Below are 18276 nucleotides of genomic sequence, written 5' to 3' on the forward strand. Positions count from 1 at the left end.
CGTCGAATCGTTGCCTTTCGCTTGCCAGCGAGTTACTTTCATTTGCTTCGCCAAATAAAAGTAACCAAAGCAAAGGCGACCCCGGAGTCTGCGCCGGGAGCAAGCTCCCGGTCCCCTGCGTTGCTCGTGCTAGATGGCGGCTTGCTGAACTCGCTAGCGCTCAGACAGACGCAAGCCTTATTTCCATCCAGCACTGCGCTACTCGGCGCAGCCAGACGGGGAAGTCAACGTCAAAACCATACTTGGCTTCGCTGCGCTCGCCCTTGTGAGTTACTAGCTGTTGCGTTGCCTGAGCTTGCTGTGGTGCATGGAGTAGGCGAAGTACATGACGATGCCGATGCCTACCCAGACCAGGAAGCGGTGCCAGGTTTCACCAGGCAGGAACGCCATGAGCGCGCTGCAGGAGATGATGCCGAGGATAGGAATGATGGGGCCGCCTGGATTCTTGAATGGCCGATGCAGGTCAGGCTGGCGGGTGCGCAAGACGATGACGCCGACGCATACCATGACAAAGCTCGCAAGAGTGCCGATGTTGACGGTCTCGGCCAGGGTGCCAAGTGGGAAGAAGCCGGCGACGACGGAGATGATGCTGCCGCAGAACAGGATCACGCGGGTCGGCGACTGGCGGTCCGGGTTGACCTTGGAGAAGGCGGCGGGAATCAGCCCGTCGCGGCTCATGGCGTAGAGAATGCGGGTGAGGCCGTACAGCAGTACCAGCAATACCGTGATCAAGCCTGCCAATACGCCGGTGGCGACCAGCGTGGACGACCAGCCGTACCCCAGCTTGCTCAGCGCATAGGCGACAGGGGAGGATACGTTGAGGTCGGAATAGTGCACCACGCCGGTCAGCACGCCCGAGACCAGGATATAGACGAGGGTGCAGAAGGTGACGGAGGCAATCAGGCCGATCGGCAGGTCGCGCTGCGGGTTGCGCGCTTCGTCGGCGGCGGTGGAGACGGCATCGAAGCCGAAATAGGCGAAAAAGACCAGGGAGGCGCCCGCCAGAATGCCGATATTGCTGCCGTCCGCCTGGCTGGAGAACCAGCCGAACGGCATGAAGGGTTGCCAGTTGTCGCTATTGATATGGCCGACGGCGATGGCGAGGAAAATAGCGATGGTGCTGAGCTTGATCGCCACCATGACGTTGTTGACGGTGGAGCTTTGTTTGACGCCGCTGATGAGCACGAACACCAGCAGCCAGATAATGCCGAAGGCGGGCAGGTTGATGATGCCGCCCTGGCTTGGCGCCCTGGTCCAGGCTTCAGGGATGACGATGCCGAAATTGGCCAGGGTGTTGATGAAGTAGCCTGACCAGCCGTTGGCCACCGCGGCGGCGCCCACGCCGTATTCCAGCAGCAATATCCAGGCGATCGTCCAGGCAACGAATTCGCCGAACGCCACGTAACTGTAACCATAGGCGCTGCCGGAGCCGCCGACCGAGGAGGCGAGTTCGGCATAGGCAAAGCCGGCAAAGGCGGCGGCCAGCCCGGCAATGACGAAGGAAATCACCACGGCAGGGCCCGAGTACACGGCGGCGGCAATACCCGTGAGCACGAAGATGCCGGTGCCGATGGCGCAGCCTATCCCGAGCAAGGCAAGGTCGAATGCCGACAGGCATTTCTTCAGGCCGCTGTGTCGGCCTATTTCAACCGGTTTGGTGCGGAATAGCTGTGCAAGCATAGGGACTCCCGTTTTTTTGTTTTTCTAGTATGCACGAATTATGCCCGGGCTTTAAATTTCCCCGGCCCGGGCATGCTGGGGTGCCTGGCTTATTTGTTTTCCGTGAGCCAGTCGCGCCCGGTGATGAAATCGCTATAGAGCCTGGCTTCGGGCGAGCCCGTTTCCGGCTTCCAGTCGTAGCGCCATTTGACGATGGGCGGCATGGACAGCAGGATGGACTCGGTGCGGCCGTTGGATTGCAGCCCGAAAATGGTGCCGCGGTCGTAGATCAGGTTGAACTCGACATAGCGGCCGCGGCGGTAGGCCTGGAAGTCGCGTTCGCGCTCGCTGTATGGAATATCCTTACGCCGTTGCACGATGGGCAGGTAGGCATTGATGAAGGCATCGCCGACGTTGCGCTGGAATGCGAAGCTTTGCTCGAAGCCCAGTTCGCTGAAGTCGTCGAAGAATATGCCGCCGATGCCGCGCGCCTCCTTGCGGTGCTTGAGGTAGAAATAGTCGTCGCATTCTTTCTTGAAGCGGGGGTAGTACTGCTCGCCGAACGGCGCCACCGCGTCGCGGCAGGTGCGGTGGAAATGCACGGCGTCTTCCTCGAAACCGTAGTAAGGCGTGAGGTCCATGCCGCCGCCGAACCACCAGATCGGCTCCTCGCCGGGTTTTTCCGCCACGAAGAAGCGCACGTTCATGTGCACGGTGGGTACATAGGGGTTGCGCGGGTGGAACACCAGCGAGACGCCCATGGCCTGCCAGCTGCGGCCCGCCGCCTCGGGATGGGCGACGCTCGCGGACGGCGGCAGCTTGCTGCCGATGACGTGGGAGAAACCGATGCCGGCGCGCTCGAACACATTGCCCTCTTCCAGCATGCAGGACGTCCCGCCGCCGCCTTCCGCTCGCTGCCAGCTATCGTGCAGGAAGCGCTTGCCGTCCACCAGCTCGATGGCTTCCACGATGCGGGCTTGCAGGCCTTGAAGGTAGTCGAAGATTGCATTTGAGTTCATGAAGCTCTCCAGGTGTCACCGGGTCTCAATGCTTCACGGGCGTAGAATCTTGCCAGTGATGAGATCCTGTATGGTCGAAGGTTTGCTCGCGCCGCCAGTCCTGCCGGGCAGCACCCTGACACGGCTGCCGAACAGGCGATGGCATTCGCGAGTGGTTTTGGCCGGAACCCGGCCGTTGTGGTTGGCGCTGGTGGAAACCAGCGCCATGCCAGCGTTGCGGCAGAGATTCGCCGCGAATGGGTTGGCGGTGACGCGCACCGCCAGGGATGTGTGCTTGCCCCTGAGCAATGCAGGGCAGCGTTGCGACGCAGGCACCAGCCAGGTATGCGGTCCGGGCCAGCGGGTGAACATGTGTTGTTTCTGTTCTTTCGTGACCGGCGCGATCAGTTTGCGCAATTGCGCAAATTGGTGTGCAATCACGATCAGCCCCTTGCGCTGCGGGCGGCCCTTGATGCGCAATAGGCGCTTGAGTGCATGATGGTTGGTGGGGTCGCAACCGAGTCCGAAGCAGGACTCGGTCGGGTAGGCGATGACACCGCCGCTACGCAGGAAATGCTGTAGTGCGCGTGCCTGCATTGTGCTATCTCTTAGGATTTGACGGCGCGATAGCCGATGTCGGTGCGGAACTGCATGCCGTCGAACTTGATGCCGTCGGCAATCTTGTAGGCCTGGGACTGGGCATACTTCACGGTTTCGCCCAGCGCCGCCACGCACAACACACGGCCGCCGCTGGTGACGACCTTGCCGTCCTTGATGCTGCTGCCGGCATGGAATACATGGGCGTCCGTGAGTTCTTTCGGCAGGCCGGTGATTTCATCGCCCAGGCGCGGTGTGTCAGGATAGTTGGCAGATGCCAGCACGACGCCGAGCGCGCTGCGGCGGTCCCAGTCAGTTTTGGCCTCATTCAGCGTGCCGTTGACCGCATGCTCCACCAGGGCGACCAGATCGCTCTTGAGGCGCAGCATGATGGGCTGGGTTTCCGGGTCGCCCATGCGGCAGTTGAATTCCAGGGTCTTGACGCTGCCGTCCTCGCCGATCATGAGGCCGGCATAGAGGAAGCCGGTATAGGGAATGCCGTCTTTCGCCATGCCTGCCACGGTAGGGTCGATGATCTCGCGCATGACCTTGGCGTGGATGTCCGGCGTGACGACGGGAGCGGGGGAATACGCGCCCATGCCGCCGGTGTTCGGGCCTTGGTCGCCGTCCAGCAGGCGCTTGTGGTCCTGGCTGGTGGCAAGCGGCAGGATATTCTTGCCGTCCACCATGACGATGAAGCTGGCTTCCTCGCCGGTGAGGAACTCCTCGATTACCACGCGCGCGCCGGCAGCGCCGAGTTTGTTGTCGGCAAGCATTGCGTCAATCGCGGCATGCGCTTCGTCCTCACTCATCGCGACCACCACACCCTTGCCTGCGGCCAAGCCGTCGGCTTTGATCACGATAGGCGCGCCTTGCTGTTTGACGTAGTCATGCGCGGCGGTGGCATCGGTGAACGTGGCGTAGGCCGCGGTCGGGATATTGTGGCGGATCATGAACGCCTTGGCGAAATCCTTGGAGCTCTCGAGTTGCGCGGCGGCCTGGGTCGGGCCGAAAATCTTCAGGCCGGCGGCGTGGAACGCATCGACCACACCCTGCGACAACGGCGCCTCGGGGCCGACGACGGTGAGGCCGATCTGCTCCTTCTGCGCAAACTCGACCAGTTCGGCAACTTTGGTGATGGGCACGTTGACCATGTCGGGGTCAAGCGCGGTGCCTGCGTTGCCCGGCGCCACAAATACGCGGCTGATCCGCTCGCTCTGCGCGAGCTTCCATGCCAGTGCGTGCTCACGTCCGCCGCCGCCTATCACTAGAACTTTCATCTTTACCCTTTGATTATCAATTAGCCAAACACGCTGATATTTTAACGTTTCCTGGTTTTATGTGGCTTCAACCAGCAGAGTCATTGGCAAAGCGTTGCTGGCAAGGCGCACCGACGCAGACAGTACAAACGAGTACGGCAAGGAGGTGCAACGCAGCCAGCGGCGCTTTGCCAGTGACGATCAATGGCGGAAGTGGCGGATGTTGGTGAACACCATCACCAACCCATGCTCATCCGCCGCAGCAATCACCTCGTCGTCGCGGATACTGCCGCCCGGCTGGATCACGCAGGTGGCGCCGGCTTCCGCCAGGACATCCACGCCGTCGCGGAACGGGAAGAACGCATCGGACGCCACGGCGGAACCTTGCAAGGTCAAGCCGGCGTTTTGCGCCTTGATCGCGGCGATCTTGGTGCTGTCGACGCGGCTCATTTGGCCTGCGCCCACGCCCAAGGTCATGCCGTTGCCGCAGAAGACGATGGCGTTGGATTTCACGTACTTGGCGACGCGCCAGGCGAACAGCAGGTCTTCCAGCTGTTCCGGCGTCGGTTGCTTCTTGGTGACCACCTTGATGTCATCAATGCTGATTTCATGGTTGTCCGCGGTCTGGATCAACAGCCCGGAACCGACGCGCTTGGTGTCGTGCGAGTTGCGGCCACGGCTCCATGCGCTGTCGCCACCGCTTGGCAATGCAATCTTGAGCACGCGCACATTGGCCTTGGCTTTGAATATCTCCAGGGCTTCCTCGGTATAGTCCGGCGCGATCAATACTTCGACGAACTGCTTGGAAACGGCTTCTGCCGCTGCGCCGTCCAGAGTGTGGTTGAATGCGATAATGCCGCCGAACGCGGAGGTCGGGTCTGTCTGGAACGCCTTCTGGTAGGCTTCGAGCGGGTTAGCGCCCACAGCCACGCCGCAAGGGTTGGCATGCTTGACGATGACGCAGGCGGTGCTGTCGAAGCTCTTGACGCATTCCCAGGCCGCATCGGCATCGGCGATGTTGTTATAGGACAGTTCCTTGCCCTGCAATTGCTGCGCGGTCACGAGCGAGCCGGGCGCAGGGTAGAGGTCGCGGTAGAACGCGGCCTTCTGGTGCGGATTCTCGCCGTAGCGCAGGTCCTGCACCTTGACCAGGCGGCCATTGGCCTGGCCGGGGAATTCATTGCGCGTGCCGTCTGCGTTGAAGGAGGACAGGTAATCGCTGATCGCGCCGTCGTAGTTGCTGATGCGGTTGAACGCGGCGACGGATAAGGCAAAGCGCGTCGCCTTGCTGGTGGCGCCGTTGGTGCTGCGCATTTCCGCCAGCACTTCCTCGTATTGCGAGGCGTCGGTCAGCACCGCGACGTCCTGCCAGTTCTTGGCGGCGGAACGCACCATGGCCGGGCCGCCGATGTCGATGTTCTCGATCGCGTCTTCCAGCGTGGCGTCAGGACGCGCCACGGTGGCCTCGAACGGATAGAGGTTGACTACCAGCAGATCGATATTCGGGATACCGGCAACCTGCATCGCGGCCACATGCTCTGGCAGGTCGCGGCGGCCCAGCAGGCCGCCATGCACCTTGGGATGCAGGGTCTTGACCCGGCCGTCGAGCATTTCCGGGAAACCGGTGTAGTCGCTGACTTCGATCACGGCGATGCCATTGTCGCGGAACAGCTTCGCTGTGCCGCCAGTGGAGAGGATTTCAACGCCAAAGCCTGAAAGGGCCTGGGCAAATTCGAGAATGCCGGTTTTATCAGAAACACTGATAAGCGCACGTTTGATAACAGCCATAATGAAAAGCTTCTAACAGAAGAGGTTATTGAAGGTTGTGTTGCTGGAGTTTCTTGCGCAGGGTGTTGCGGTTGAGGCCGAGAATCTCGGCCGCCTTGCTCTGGTTGCCGCCTGCGCGGTTCAAGACATATTCCAGCAAGGGCTTTTCCATGCATTGCAGCACCATGTCGTACACTGCATGGGGAGGCTGCCCGTCGAGGTCCTTGAAGTATTCATCCAAGGCCGCGCGCACGCAGCTGGCGAGATCCTGCTGGCTAGCCATTATGCCGCCATGGCCTCGTCGTCGGTGGCAGCGGACTCTGCTTCGTATTGCAGGCGCGCATCACGCTGCTTGAGTTCGCCGAAGAAATCGTTGATGGATTGCAGCTGCTCTTCAATGCTCTGCAATTGGTTCATGTGGTGGCGGAAATTGGCCGAGCCGACCAGGCCCTTGGTGTACCAGGAAATATGCTTGCGCGCGACGCGCATGCCGGTCAGCTCGCCGTAGAAGTCGTAGAGGTCGTGGATATGCTCCAGCATGACCTGGTGGATTTCCTCGACTTCGGGCGCAGGCAGGTGCTCGCCAGTCGCAAGAAAATGTTCCGTTTCGCGGAAAATCCACGGGCGGCCCTGGGCGGCGCGGCCGATCATCACGGCGTCGGCCTTGGTGTAGTCGAGCACGAACCTGGCTTTTTCCGGCGTGGTGATGTCGCCGTTGGCGATCAATGGGATACTGATGGCCTGCTTCACGGCGGCGATGGTGTCGTATTCCGCGTCGCCGGTGTAGAGGCAGGCGCGGGTGCGGCCATGCATGGCGAGCGCCTGCACGCCGATGTCTTCCGCCATCTTGGCGACAGCGACGGCGTTGCGATTGTTCTTGTCCCAGCCGGTGCGGATCTTGAGGGTGACCGGCACATCCACCGCATTGACCACCGCCTTGAGGATCTGCGCGACCAGCGGCTCGTCCTTGAGCAACGCGGAGCCTGCCATGACGTTGCAGATCTTCTTGGCGGGACAGCCCATGTTGATGTCGATGATCTGGGCGCCGTTGTCCACGTTGTGCTTGGCGGCCTCCGCCATCATCTTGGGGTCGGCCCCCGCGATCTGCACCGAGATCGGGTCGACCTCGCCTTCGTGGTTGGCGCGACGCAGGGTCTTGGCGCTGCCGTAGAGCAGGGAGTTGGACGTCACCATCTCGCTGACGGCCAGGCCTGCGCCCATCTTCTTGCACAGGACGCGGAAGGGCCTGTCGGTCACGCCCGCCATCGGGGCGACTACCAGATTGTTCTTCAGCTTGTAAGGACCGATCTGCACCTGACTATAACCGTATCAATGACGTGGAAAAGCTGCCCATTTTATATGCAAACGCCGGAGTAACAAAGCACATATTGCTGGAGCACAGGCGCGGAAACAGAGGGCGCGGGCAGGGTAAGGCGATGTTTTACTTTAAGTTGCCGACGTAACCCCATGGATAATTTTATATACAGGTTTGTATAGTTTAAGCGCACATCCGCGTCGTCAGCTCAGACGGAACAAGGAAACCGTCTTGCTCAACTGCTGGGCCTGCTCATCCAGCGAATGGGCGGCGGCCATCGCCTGCTCCACCAGGGCGGCGTTCTGCTGCGTCACTTCGTCCATCGCGGTGATGGCGGTATTGATCTGCTGGATGCCGCTGCTCTGCTCCTCGGAGGCATGCGCGATCTCGCGCATGATGCCGGAGACGCGCTGTACCGCGGCGACGACTTCCTCCATGGCGCGGCCGGCATCCGCGACCTGTTTCGAGCCTTGCCCGATCTTGGCGACCGAGCCGTCGATCAATTGCTTGATTTCCTTGGCGGCGCTGGCGCTGCGCTGCGCCAGGTTGCGCACTTCCTGCGCCACCACGGCAAAGCCGCGGCCCTGCTCGCCGGCGCGTGCGGCCTCGACCGCGGCGTTGAGCGCGAGGATATTGGTCTGGAAGGCAATGCCCTCGATCGCATTGGTGATCTCCGACATCTTGCGCGACTCGTCCGTGATCTGCTGCATGGTGCTCACGGCCCCGGTAACGGTGCTGCTGGCGCGCTCGGCGGTGCTGGAGGCGTTGGCGGCCAGCTCGTTGGCCGTTCTCGCGTTGTCCGCGTTCTGGCCTACGGTGGAGGTGAGCTCTTCTATGCTGGCGGCGGTTTCCTCCAGCGATGCCGCCTGGTTTTCCGTCCTCTGCGACAGGTCGCTGTTGCCGAGCGCGATTTCGGAAGACGCGTTGGAAACGTACTCGCTGCTGGCGCGGATGTCGCTCACCATGTCACGCAGCTTGTCCTGCATCACTTTCATCGCCTGCAGCATGCTGGAGTTGTCGCCCGGTTTGAGCGCGACCTGGGAGGTGAGGTCGCCGCTGGCGATATGGCTGGCCAGGTCGGCGGCATCGCCGGGTTCGCCGCCGATCGGGCGGATCACCATGCGGTCCACCAGGTAGCCCAGTGCCAGCGAGACCACGACGACGCTCAGCAAGCCGATGACGATGGCCGTGTTGCGCAGGCTGTGCACGCCTTCTAGGATTTTATCCTCCGGCACGGTGACGGCGAAAGACCATGGCGTCTTGCTCTGGGCGATCGCGATCGGCTGGTAGATCCTCAATACCGTGGTGTTCAATGTCCCGTCCCGGGCGCTGTCCTGGTAGGGCTGTCCGGAAGCGACCGCCTGCCTGATCTTGTCCCAGGCGCCGCCGGTGGGCATGGGTTTGCCCACATTGCCCGCATCGCGGTCGCCGACGTAGCTGCCCTGGTTGGAAAACAGGCTGGCATAGCCGGTGGAGAACGGCTTGACCTCGGCGATGCGCTGCTGGAACTCCGACAGCAGCATGTCCACGCCTGCAACGCCGACCACTGCGCCCTTGTAGCGGATCGGCACCACCATGCTCGTGATCAATACCTTCTTGCCGCCAATCTCGTATTCATAGGGCTCGAGCAATGTCTCCTCGCCGCTGTCCCGGGCCAGCAGGTAGTAGTCTCCCGCGCCTGGGACGTTGTAGTCGGCCAGTGCTTCCACCGACACCTGGCCGCCGCCGCGGTTCCAGTAAGGCAGGTAGCGGCCCGTGGCATCGGTGCCCGGCTGGTTGACGAACTCGTTGTCGCGCCCGTCAAATGCATTGGGCTCCCATATGGTCCACACGCCGACAAAGCCCGGATTGCCTTCCAGCACCCGCTTCAGCATGCTGTCGGCAAGCTTGCGGCTTGCCAGCCCGTCGCCACGAAGCCCTTCCAGAGATTGCGCCAGGGTGCGGGCGGCATCGAAAGCGCTGTCTATCTCGGCCTTGGCTTCGTTGGCGTGCTGCCTCGACAGGGCGCGGGCATACTCGAGCGCCGATTCCTGTTGCAAATGCGAGGCCTTGTAGGTCAGTACTGCGATGGTGAGGCTGAAGCCCGCCAGGATCATTGCGATGACGATCAACAAGACCTTGCTGCGCAAGCTGAGATGGTGGAGAGAAAACATGGTTCAAGGCTTAAAAAGAATACGGTGTAAGCCTTAAGCAAATAGTATTCCCTGCACTGGCCGAGCTGCGGCACCAATCAATGCGGGCCGTTGCGGCAAGGGATGAGGGCGGCGCAGCCCGGGTTGGTGCATGGGCCGATGCCATGCACCAAGACAGCGCCAGGGCGTGGCCGCGCGGCGTTTATCTCGAAAGGGATGCTCAGCCTTGGTGCGCTGCGAGGCCGGTCAAATTCATGATGTCCAGCGCATTGGCAGTGGCGGCGCCGCGCGCGGTGTTGTCGAAAATGCACCAGGCCGGGCCGCTCGCTGATTGCAGCGTATGCGCAAGCTGCCTCAAATATGCTTCGGGGTAGGACGAGTAATAGATTTCCGGCGAGCCGTGCAGCCGGTAATAGCTGAAGCCAGTGTCGCCGCCTGGCGCTCCGGCGGTAGGAAACTTGGCCGGGTCAGCTGCCACGCGTGCCAGCCTGAAATCCTGCAATAGCTTTTCCACCTGCATTGAAAACCAGCTTGCATGGCGCGGTTCGCAGGCCGCCGCGCCGGGGTAATGCTGGCGCAGCAATGTGAAAAATGCCTGTGCGGAAGGCATGTCCAGCGCCAGGCTGGGCGGCAGCTGGACCAGGATACCGCCCAGCTTGCGGCCCAGCCCGGAGCTTTCCTCCAGAAAGCGCAGCAGGCTATCTTCGCAATCGAGCAGCCGGCGCTGATGGGTGATTTCCCGTGGCGTCTTGACCCAGAAGCGGAAGCCTTCCGGCACCGCATCCGCCCAGCGCACATAGGTCTTGTGTTGGTGCGGGCGGTAGAAGGAAGAATTGATCTCGACGGTGTCGAACAGGCGCGCGTAGCGCTCAAGGTGGCTGCCGCCGGGCGGGAACAATGCGGGATGCTGAGGCGGGACTCCCCAGCCCGCACAGCCTACCCGGATCGCAGGCGCGCCGGCTGCAGGCAAGGGCATCATGTTTTTTTCATGCATGGCTTAGGCATCGTCGGGAGGCGCGTGTCCTTATTCAACATTCAGCCAGCATACTCGATATCTTCCCTGTATCCCGCATAAGCCTGGTGGTATTCCATGATGCGGGCGACTTCCAGGATGAAATCCTCATCATAGCCGGCCCGGCGCAGCAAATGCAGCCCGATCTCCATGCCCGCGGCAATGCCGCCGCCGGTCACGATGCGGCCGCTGTCCACCACGCGGGCGCGGCTGATCCTGCATTGCGGGGCCAGTTTAGCCAGGCGCTCTATGGGCACCATGCCGGCGTTGGACTGCTCGATACGGTCAGGCTCCTTGCGGCTGGTGGCGGGAATGCCGTCCAGCAATCCCATGTTGCCGTAAATCCAGGAGCCGGTGCAGACGCTGGTCAGCAGTGTCTGTTCGGGCAGCGAGCGGATATAGTCGTGCAGGCGCTTGTTGTGGATTTCCTGCCGGGTGCCGAAGCCGCCCGGGATCAGGAAGGCATCCATAGCGGGATTATCCGCAAAGCTGTAGTTGGGCAGTACGGTGAACCCGGCCTGGGTCTGCACCGGGCGCAGGCTGTCGGCGACCAGGAAGGCGTCGAGCTCCGGGTCCAGGCGGCGCGCCACGGAGAACACGCCGTGCGGGGCGGCGTAATCGATGATTTCCGCATCCTTGAATACGTAGATGCCGAGCCGGAAGCCGGCGGTTTTCGTCTCGGTTTTGCGTGGTAGTGACATGCTAGGTTCTCCTATCGGTGGGGGAAACGGTTTCCAGAAGCATGGTGGCCAGCTGGTGGGCCTGGGCGGCAGCCTGGCTGCCCGGCGTGACGAGTTCGGTGGCGATGGCGCCTGGACCCGGAGCTTGAGGAATTCCGCGACCAGCCCGTCCTTGGACTGGAAGTGCAGGTACAGGCTTTGCCGGGCGACCAATGCCTCATCCAGGATGTCCTCCACCGACGTGGCGTGTACGCCGTTCTGGTAGAACAGCCTGCAAGCCGCTTCCAGTAGCCTTTCCCGGGCGGGGAGGGTCATTTCGTCGCTCCAATAGAATGGTCGTTCTATTAGAGGCCGGCTAACAATAGACTGTCAATCTATCGTCTTATGGCATCTTATGGCGAGGTGAGTTGCTCCAGCTGGGCCAGCCAGGCAAAGGCGTGCCGTTCGTCGCTGCCGCACATTTCCATATCGGGCCGCAAGGAGCTGCAGACCGCTGGCCGCTCCGGCTTGCCGAAGATCAGGCAGCGGTTGAGTTCGTCGAGCTGCACGCAGCGCTGCCCGGCCTGCTTGCCTTCGGGCATGCCGGGAATCGGGCTGGTGATCGAGGGGGCGATGCAGCATGCCCCGCAGGACGGGCGGCAATCCATTCGTCTAGCTCCTCTCTAAAGGCTGCCAGGGGTGATTTGCCGTATCGAGCGCTTCACGGATTCGCCGCATGGCCTCGGCGACTGCCGCCGCCTCGCCCTTGACGCCGAGTTCGATGGTGCGCCTTTCGTCCAGGCGCGGCAGGCTGAACAGCTTGAGGCTGGGGTATTGCCGCGTGATCTCTTCCATCAGGTCCAGCAGCTGGCTTTCCCCAGTATCGAACACCAGGATGGATGATTCGGCGGCCGGTTGCAGGTGGAACAGGTGGGCGTAATGCGTGTCCAGTATCCATTCCGTCATCGGCCAAGCCATTTCCGGGAAGCCGGGCATGAAATAGTGCCGCCCCAGCGAGAATCCGGGCACGCGGTTCACCGGGTTGGGGATCAAGGCGGCGTCCCGGGGGAAATCCGCCATCAACACGCGCTTGGGATAGGCAGCCTCGCCGTAGCGCGCCTCGATTTCGGCCACCGCGCCCGGGTGGCGCGCAATCGCCAGGCCGGCGGCTTCTGCCGCGGCCTGGCGGGTCTGGTCGTCCGGGGTGGCGCCTATGCCGCCAAAGCAGAGGACGATGTCGCTGCTCGCCATGGTGCGTTGCAATGTCGCCGCGATCTGCGCCCGGTCGTCCCCGAGGTATTCCGCCCACGACAAGGCGAGGCCTCTTGCGGCCAGCAGCGAGATCGCCTTGGCCAAGTGTGCGTCCTGGCGCTTTCCCGAGAGGATTTCGTCGCCGATGATGATGACGCCGAAGCGCGCTGATGTGGTGTCGGTCATGATGTCGAGGATGAGCTGGTGCGCGGAATTGCTAGGCAGCTAATTTGCCGCAGATAGGTCATGTTATGCAAGTTTTTGCCGTTGAATGGGTAAAATGGCCTGTGTTATTGATAGATCATATATGCCATGAGCAACCCGAAAGAAACCCCCGACGACGAAATCCTCTGCTTTTGCAGCGGAGTGAAGCGCGGCAAGATTCGCGCCTTGCACCGGCAGGGGTTCGATCTGCAGGGCATTGCCGACATGACCGGCGCGTTGACCGGCTGCGGCGGCTGCGAATGGGAGATCGACTATTTCCTCAAGGAGCTGGACAAGGAGCAAGGCAAGTAATCCAATGGCGGCGTCCTGGCCGCAATGCTGAAGCCGCCTTGGAGCGGCCGGCAAAACTCAGCGAAGCGCTCCTGGCTAGCCGCTCTTAATGCGCGGCTTCCCAATTTGAGCCCACGCCCACTTCTGCCAATAACGGCACATCCAGCTTGGCAACATCCTGCATGAGCTTGGGCAGGGCTTGCTGCACCAATTCCAATTCAGCATCCGGTACTTCCAGCACCAGTTCGTCATGCACCTGCATGATGATCTTGCTTTGCAGTTTTTGCGTTCTCAACCAGCCATCCACGGCGATCATGGCGAGCTTGATCAGGTCGGCCGCGGTGCCTTGCATCGGCGCATTGATGGCCGCGCGCTCGGCGCCCGCGCGGCGCATGCCGTTGGGGCTGTTGATCTCGGGCACCCACAGCCTGCGGCCGAAGAAGGTTTCGACATAGCCTTGCTCCTTCGCCACCATGCGCGTGTTCTGCATGTATTCGCGCACGCCGGGATAGCGCGCGAAATAGCGGTCGATGTAGCTCTGCGCCGCGCCGCGCTCGATGTTGAGGTTCTGCGCGAGGCCGAAGGCGCTCATGCCGTAGATCAGGCCGAAATTGATCACCTTGGCGTAGCGGCGTTGTTCGCTGCTGACTTCGTCGCGTTGCACGCCGAAAATCTCGGCGGCGGTGGCGCGGTGGATATCCTCGCCCTTGGCGAATGCGGATAGCAGCCCTTCATCCTGCGACAAATGCGCCATGATGCGCAGCTCGATCTGCGAATAGTCGGCGGAAATGATGCGCGACCCTGGCGGGGCGATGAAGGCTTCGCGGATGCGCCGGCCTTCCGCGGTACGCACGGGGATGTTCTGCAAATTGGGGTCGGAGCTGGCCAGGCGCCCGGTGATCGCCACAGCCTGGCTGTAGCTGGTATGCACGCGGCCGGTGGCGGGGTTGATCATGCGCGGTAGCTTGTCGGTGTAGGTCGATTTCAGTTTGGCGAGGCCGCGGTATTCCAATAGCACTTTCGGCAACGGGTAATCCAGCGCCAGCTCCTGCAACACGTCTTCATCGGTGGAGGGCGCGCCGCTCGGGGTTTTCTTGAGCGGCTTGATGCCGAGCTTGCCGAACAGGATTTCCTGCAATTGCTTGGGCGAGCCGAGGTTGAACGGCTGTCCCGCAATGTCGTAGGCCTGCTGTTCCAGTTCGATGAGTTTCTGCCCGAGCTCGTGGCTTTGCGCCTGCAGCATGGCCTGATCGATCAGCACGCCATTGCGCTCTATGGTGTAGAGGATGTCGAGCAGTGGCATCTCGATCTGGCGGTAGACGAACTCCAGTTTGTCGTCGGTTTCGATCTGCGGATACAGCACCTGGTGCAGTTGCAGAGTGATGTCGGCATCTTCGGCGGCATATTCGGATGCGGTATCGATGCCGATCTGGCTGAACGGCACTTGCTTGGCGCCCTTGCCGGCGATTTGCTCGTAAGTGATGGTCTGCACGCCCAAGTGGCGCATGGCGAGGTCGTCCATGCCGTGGGTGCGGTGGCTTTCCAGCACGTAGGACTGCAGCAGGGTATCGTGCGCGATGCCGTTCAGCTGAATGCTGTGGTTGGCGAGCACATGCTTGTCGTACTTGAGATTCTGGCCCAGCTTGGGGAGCGATGCGTCCTCGAGCAGAGGCTTGACTTGCTGCAACACTGCGGCGAAATCGAGCTGCTGCGGGGCGCCGGTGTAGTCGTGCGCGAGCGGCACGTAGGCTGCCTTGCCCGCTTCCACCGAGAACGACATGCCGACCAGCTTGGCCTGCATGGCATCCAGGCTGGTGGTTTCGGTGTCGAAGGTGACCAAGGGCGCTGACTTGAGCAGCAGCAGCCATTTGTCCAGGCTGGCCTGGTCGAGGATGGTCTCGAACTGGCGGTCAGGCACGGCAGCGGCGGAAAACAGGTCGCCGATCGGGGCCAAGGGTTTTACGGCGGCACCCTCGTTGCCGCCGGCTTCCAGCTCGCGCCGCCAGGTCTTGAACTCGAAGCGCTCGTAGAGCTCGGCGAGCTTGGCATTGTCGCTTGGCTGGGTAACAAGATCAGTCACCATTTGCGGCAGGTCCAGCTTGCAGCGGATAGTGATGAGTTCGCGCCCGGTGGGCAGCCAGTCCAGCGCCTTGCGTAGGTTGTCGCCCACCACGCCGCCTATCTCTGCCGCATTGGCGATGAGTTTATCGAGCGAGCCGTGCTGGCTGAGCCATTTCACGGCGGTCTTGGGGCCGACCTTCTCCACGCCGGGTACGTTGTCCACGCTGTCGCCGATCAGGGTGAGGTAGTCGATGATCAGGGCGGGGGGGATGCCGAACTTGGCTTCCACGCCTGCTTCGTCCAGCACCTCATTGGTCATGGTGTTGACCAGCTTGATGTGCGGCGTGACGAGCTGCGCCATGTCCTTGTCGCCGGTCGAGATCACCACCTGCATGCCTTGTTCCTCGGCCTGCCGCGCCAGGCAGCCGATCACGTCGTCGGCTTCCACGCCGTCTATCATCAGCAAAGGCCAGCCCATGGCCTTGATCGCCTCGTGCAAGGGCTCGATCTGTCGGGAGAGGTCGTCCGGCATCGGCGGGCGGTGTGCCTTGTATTCGGGGTAAATATCGTCGCGGAAGGTTTTTCCCTTTGCATCGAAGACACAGGCGCTATAATCAGCCGGATAGTCCTTGTGCAGGCGGCGCAGCATGTTCAGTACGCCATACATCGCGCCCGTAGGCTCGCCCGCCTTGTTACGCAGGTCGGGCAGCGCATGGAAGGCGCGATAGAGGTAGGACGAACCGTCTACTAATAACAATGTTTTCATCTTGAACTAGTGTGGAACCTTATGTCAGCTGCTAAAAAACTTCCCAAGATCCTCGACCCCGAGCTCCCCAACAAGAAGTACTCGGCACGTGAATCGTGGCGCGCGTTCGAGATTATGGCAGAATTCGTCGAGGCGACCGAGCGCATGAAGGAAATCACCCCCGCGGTTTCCATCTTCGGCAGCGCGCGCACGCCGCCCGACCATCCCTATTACAAGCTGACGGAAGAGATCGCGCGTCTCCTGTCCGATGCCGGCTTCAGCGTGATTTCAGGGGGAGGCCCCGGCATCATGGAAGCGGCCAACAAGGGCGCATACAAGGGCAGGTCGCCCAGCATCGGCCTCAATATCGAATTGCCGCACGAGCAAAAAGGCAACCCCTACCAGGACATTAGCCAGAACTTCCAGCACTTTTTCATGCGCAAGGTGATGTTCGTCAAATACGCCTCGGCCTATGTAGTGATGCCGGGCGGTTTCGGTACGCTGGATGAGCTGATGGAAGCGCTTACTCTCATCCAGACGGCCAAGACGAGAAGGATTCCATTGATATTGGTACATGAGCCGTTCTGGCGCGGCATGCTGTCATGGATACGCGAGACCCTCGGCGCCGAGGGCATGATTTCGCCGGAAGACCTCGATTTGCTGCAGGTGATCGACAAGCCCCATGAAATCGTCGAAGCCATCTTCAAGCATTATGAGACCAGGGGTTTCGAGCCATCGCCGGCGGAGCAGCAAATCATGCAGTTTTATCTGTAGGCGAATCAAAGTTTGGCGGCGGTTGCCGACCATTCCAATATCTTGTTGTTAATAAGCAACAACGCCCTTTTGGCGGATGGGCCTATTTGATAGAATTGCTGCATTATTCTGAGCCGAGGTTGTCATGCGTACCCATAAAATTTTGCTGATGTTGGCGCTTCTCCTGCCGCTGATGGCCTCTGCTGCGGACATCCCCGACAACCTAGAGCCTTTGCCCGAGGCGCCACCGCCGCCGGAAGGGATGGAGGGAGAGAATCCTGAGCCTGAAGTCACCATTACCAAGCGAGGCGAAGATACGGTCGAGGAATACCGCATCAACGGCAATCTCTACATGATGAAGGTAACCCCCAAAGTGGGCGCCCCTTATTATCTGACCAAAGATGATTCAAATGCTGGCTGGGCCCGTAGCGAAGGCGATATCGCGCCTACGGTCAGCATCCCCAAGTGGGTATTGTTCCGGTTCTGACCGTCAAGCATTGTGCCCGGAGAGGGTGGCGCTTGACCCTCTCTGCAACCTTCCCCGGTTTTTCCAAAAGTTTTCTATGTCCGTATTCACCACCGTTTCATTCGAGCAGATGCAGCAATGGCTCAAAGGCTATGACCTTGGGGAGTTGCTTGACCTGCAGGGGATCGCGTCAGGCATCACCAATACCAATTATTTCGTCACCACCGGCAGCGGGCGTTATGTGCTGACGTTGTTTGAAGAGCATAGCGCGGAAGAGCTACCCAATTTCCTCGACCTGATGACGCACTTGGCCGAACGCGGCATTCCGTGCCCGCATCCGGTCAGGAACATTGCGGGGCAAACACTTGGCGAGCTGAACGGCAAGCCTGCCGCATTGGTGAGCTGCCTGGCAGGAAAGTCACTGGACAACCCCTCGCCGCAGCACTGCGCCGCGATTGGCGAGGTGCTGGCGCGCATGCATCTTGCCGGCGCATCGTTCGAGGCCAGCATGAGCAACCTGCGCTGCCAGCGTTGGCGCATTGCCACGGCTGCCAAGGTGGCGCCTTTCCTGGAGGCGGAAAACCGCCGCATGCTGGATGCGCAGCTCGAGTTCGAGCAGGCGTTCGACACCAGCGCATTGCCGCGCGGCGTGATCCATGCCGATTTGTTCCGCGACAATGTGCTGATGGACGGGGACAAGGTCGGCGGCGTCATCGATTTCTACTATGCCTGCAACGATGTGCTGTTGTATGACATTGCGATTGCGGTCAACGACTGGTGCGTCAACGCCGATGGCACGCTGGATTCCGGCCGGGTGCGGGCGTTTCTCGATGCCTATCATGCAGTGCGGCCCCTCACTGAAGAGGAGCATGCCGCCTGGCCCGGGATGTTGCGCGTTGCCGCCATGCGCTTCTGGCTGTCGCGCCTTAATGACCTGCATTTTCCCCAGGCCGGCGAACTTACCCACGCCAAGGATCCGGATTACTTCGAGCGCATCCTGCGCAACGCTATCGCGGCACGCGAGCAGATACTGGCGGCCTGGGTCGATGCAAATTAACCTGTTCGTGGCTCAAGGCAATAAAATGAACATGCTGGCGCAGCGTTGCC

The 18276-nt window shown here is 61.2% G+C and carries 17 protein-coding genes; 4 read left to right on the forward strand and 13 right to left on the reverse strand.

What is annotated here, in order from left to right:
- Positions 1 to 273: 273 nt before the first annotated feature.
- The 12 genes from ACJSDX_RS10355 to ACJSDX_RS10410 all read right to left on the reverse strand — a co-directional run bounded on the left by ACJSDX_RS10355 (position 274) and on the right by ACJSDX_RS10410 (position 12835).
- The gene (locus ACJSDX_RS10355; RefSeq protein ID WP_407994608.1) at positions 274 to 1680 is read right to left on the reverse strand and encodes an APC family permease; all 1407 of its coding nucleotides are present in this window, start codon (positions 1678 to 1680) and stop codon (positions 274 to 276) included.
- 89 nt (positions 1681 to 1769) lie between these two features.
- A complete protein-coding gene (gene hemF, locus ACJSDX_RS10360) occupies positions 1770 to 2678 on the reverse strand; it encodes an oxygen-dependent coproporphyrinogen oxidase (RefSeq protein WP_407994609.1) in 909 nt (302 codons plus the stop codon).
- Positions 2679 to 2711: 33 nt separating this feature from the next.
- Entirely contained in the window at positions 2712 to 3254 is a 543-nt protein-coding gene (tsaC, locus tag ACJSDX_RS10365) for an L-threonylcarbamoyladenylate synthase type 1 TsaC (RefSeq protein WP_407994610.1), read from the reverse strand.
- Positions 3255 to 3265: 11 nt separating this feature from the next.
- Positions 3266 to 4534 (reverse strand): phosphoribosylamine--glycine ligase, encoded by a 1269-nt coding sequence (gene purD, locus ACJSDX_RS10370; RefSeq protein WP_407994611.1) that lies wholly within the window; start codon positions 4532 to 4534, stop codon positions 3266 to 3268.
- 180 nt (positions 4535 to 4714) lie between these two features.
- On the reverse strand, positions 4715 to 6301 hold the full coding sequence (gene purH / locus ACJSDX_RS10375) for a bifunctional phosphoribosylaminoimidazolecarboxamide formyltransferase/IMP cyclohydrolase (protein WP_407994612.1): 1587 nt from the start codon (positions 6299 to 6301) through the stop codon (positions 4715 to 4717).
- 25 nt (positions 6302 to 6326) lie between these two features.
- Positions 6327 to 6563, reverse strand: a complete 237-nt coding sequence (locus tag ACJSDX_RS10380) for a Fis family transcriptional regulator (protein ID WP_309564245.1) — start codon at positions 6561 to 6563, stop codon at positions 6327 to 6329.
- The gene (gene dusB, locus ACJSDX_RS10385; protein WP_407994613.1) at positions 6563 to 7594 is read right to left on the reverse strand and encodes a tRNA dihydrouridine synthase DusB; all 1032 of its coding nucleotides are present in this window, start codon (positions 7592 to 7594) and stop codon (positions 6563 to 6565) included. Before dusB ends, ACJSDX_RS10380 begins: the two co-directional genes overlap by 1 nt.
- 204 nt (positions 7595 to 7798) lie before the next feature.
- On the reverse strand, positions 7799 to 9748 hold the full coding sequence (locus ACJSDX_RS10390) for a methyl-accepting chemotaxis protein (protein ID WP_407994614.1): 1950 nt from the start codon (positions 9746 to 9748) through the stop codon (positions 7799 to 7801).
- Between the two features lie 199 nt (positions 9749 to 9947).
- A complete protein-coding gene (locus ACJSDX_RS10395) occupies positions 9948 to 10706 on the reverse strand; it encodes a DUF72 domain-containing protein (protein WP_407994615.1) in 759 nt (252 codons plus the stop codon).
- A gap of 56 nt (positions 10707 to 10762) precedes the next feature.
- Positions 10763 to 11734: a TetR family transcriptional regulator gene (locus ACJSDX_RS10400; RefSeq protein WP_407994616.1), complete on the reverse strand. Its 972-nt coding sequence runs from the start codon at positions 11732 to 11734 to the stop codon at positions 10763 to 10765.
- Positions 11735 to 11811: 77 nt separating this feature from the next.
- The gene (locus ACJSDX_RS10405; RefSeq protein WP_407994617.1) at positions 11812 to 12066 is read right to left on the reverse strand and encodes a YkgJ family cysteine cluster protein; all 255 of its coding nucleotides are present in this window, start codon (positions 12064 to 12066) and stop codon (positions 11812 to 11814) included.
- A 4-nt stretch (positions 12067 to 12070) separates the two neighbouring features.
- Complete coding sequence (locus ACJSDX_RS10410; RefSeq protein ID WP_407994618.1) at positions 12071 to 12835, reverse strand: competence/damage-inducible protein A; 765 nt, start codon at positions 12833 to 12835, stop codon at positions 12071 to 12073.
- A 126-nt stretch (positions 12836 to 12961) separates the two neighbouring features.
- On the opposite strand from ACJSDX_RS10410, the gene ACJSDX_RS10415 reads away from it, so the two are divergent.
- On the forward strand, positions 12962 to 13165 hold the full coding sequence (locus ACJSDX_RS10415; protein ID WP_309564253.1) for a (2Fe-2S)-binding protein: 204 nt from the start codon (positions 12962 to 12964) through the stop codon (positions 13163 to 13165).
- Between the two features lie 85 nt (positions 13166 to 13250).
- Here ACJSDX_RS10415 and polA read toward each other — a convergent pair whose 3' ends face one another.
- Positions 13251 to 15971, reverse strand: coding sequence for a DNA polymerase I (polA, locus tag ACJSDX_RS10420; protein ID WP_407994619.1), 2721 nt, complete (start codon positions 15969 to 15971; stop codon positions 13251 to 13253).
- A 21-nt stretch (positions 15972 to 15992) separates the two neighbouring features.
- Here polA and ACJSDX_RS10425 point away from each other — a divergent pair, with 21 nt between their 5' ends.
- The 3 genes from ACJSDX_RS10425 (at position 15993) to thrB (ending at position 18226) form a co-directional block, all read left to right on the forward strand.
- Positions 15993 to 16724 carry an LOG family protein gene (locus tag ACJSDX_RS10425; RefSeq protein ID WP_309564255.1) on the forward strand — a complete coding sequence of 244 codons (732 nt, stop codon included), beginning with the start codon at positions 15993 to 15995 and terminating at the stop codon, positions 16722 to 16724.
- Between the two features lie 124 nt (positions 16725 to 16848).
- Positions 16849 to 17190 carry a DUF2782 domain-containing protein gene (locus tag ACJSDX_RS10430; RefSeq protein ID WP_309564256.1) on the forward strand — a complete coding sequence of 114 codons (342 nt, stop codon included), beginning with the start codon at positions 16849 to 16851 and terminating at the stop codon, positions 17188 to 17190.
- 76 nt (positions 17191 to 17266) lie between these two features.
- Positions 17267 to 18226 (forward strand): homoserine kinase, encoded by a 960-nt coding sequence (gene thrB, locus ACJSDX_RS10435; protein WP_407994620.1) that lies wholly within the window; start codon positions 17267 to 17269, stop codon positions 18224 to 18226.
- Positions 18227 to 18276 lie beyond the last annotated feature (50 nt).

This window comes from Methylobacillus draconifructus (assembly GCF_045984355.1).
GTDB classification, from domain to species: Bacteria; Pseudomonadota; Gammaproteobacteria; order Burkholderiales; family Methylophilaceae; genus Methylobacillus; species Methylobacillus flagellatus_A.

Bases quoted from the DNA above. Each gene is read 5' to 3' on its own strand.
- ACJSDX_RS10410 (WP_407994618.1), bottom strand. From the start codon at position 12,835: ATGACCGACACCACATCAGCGCGCTTCGGCGTCATCATCATCGGCGAC.
- ACJSDX_RS10395 (WP_407994615.1), bottom strand. From the start codon at position 10,706: ATGATGCCCTTGCCTGCAGCCGGCGCGCCTGCGATCCGGGTAGGCTGT.
- ACJSDX_RS10415 (WP_309564253.1), top strand. From the start codon at position 12,962: ATGAGCAACCCGAAAGAAACCCCCGACGACGAAATCCTCTGCTTTTGC.
- hemF (WP_407994609.1), bottom strand. From the start codon at position 2,678: ATGAACTCAAATGCAATCTTCGACTACCTTCAAGGCCTGCAAGCCCGC.
- ACJSDX_RS10355 (WP_407994608.1), bottom strand. From the start codon at position 1,680: ATGCTTGCACAGCTATTCCGCACCAAACCGGTTGAAATAGGCCGACAC.
- polA (WP_407994619.1), bottom strand. From the start codon at position 15,971: ATGAAAACATTGTTATTAGTAGACGGTTCGTCCTACCTCTATCGCGCC.
- purH (WP_407994612.1), bottom strand. From the start codon at position 6,301: ATGGCTGTTATCAAACGTGCGCTTATCAGTGTTTCTGATAAAACCGGC.
- ACJSDX_RS10430 (WP_309564256.1), top strand. From the start codon at position 16,849: ATGCGTACCCATAAAATTTTGCTGATGTTGGCGCTTCTCCTGCCGCTG.
- thrB (WP_407994620.1), top strand. From the start codon at position 17,267: ATGTCCGTATTCACCACCGTTTCATTCGAGCAGATGCAGCAATGGCTC.
- tsaC (WP_407994610.1), bottom strand. From the start codon at position 3,254: ATGCAGGCACGCGCACTACAGCATTTCCTGCGTAGCGGCGGTGTCATC.
- ACJSDX_RS10390 (WP_407994614.1), bottom strand. From the start codon at position 9,748: ATGTTTTCTCTCCACCATCTCAGCTTGCGCAGCAAGGTCTTGTTGATC.
- ACJSDX_RS10380 (WP_309564245.1), bottom strand. From the start codon at position 6,563: ATGGCTAGCCAGCAGGATCTCGCCAGCTGCGTGCGCGCGGCCTTGGAT.
- purD (WP_407994611.1), bottom strand. From the start codon at position 4,534: ATGAAAGTTCTAGTGATAGGCGGCGGCGGACGTGAGCACGCACTGGCA.
- ACJSDX_RS10400 (WP_407994616.1), bottom strand. From the start codon at position 11,734: ATGACCCTCCCCGCCCGGGAAAGGCTACTGGAAGCGGCTTGCAGGCTG.
- ACJSDX_RS10405 (WP_407994617.1), bottom strand. From the start codon at position 12,066: ATGGATTGCCGCCCGTCCTGCGGGGCATGCTGCATCGCCCCCTCGATC.
- ACJSDX_RS10425 (WP_309564255.1), top strand. From the start codon at position 15,993: ATGTCAGCTGCTAAAAAACTTCCCAAGATCCTCGACCCCGAGCTCCCC.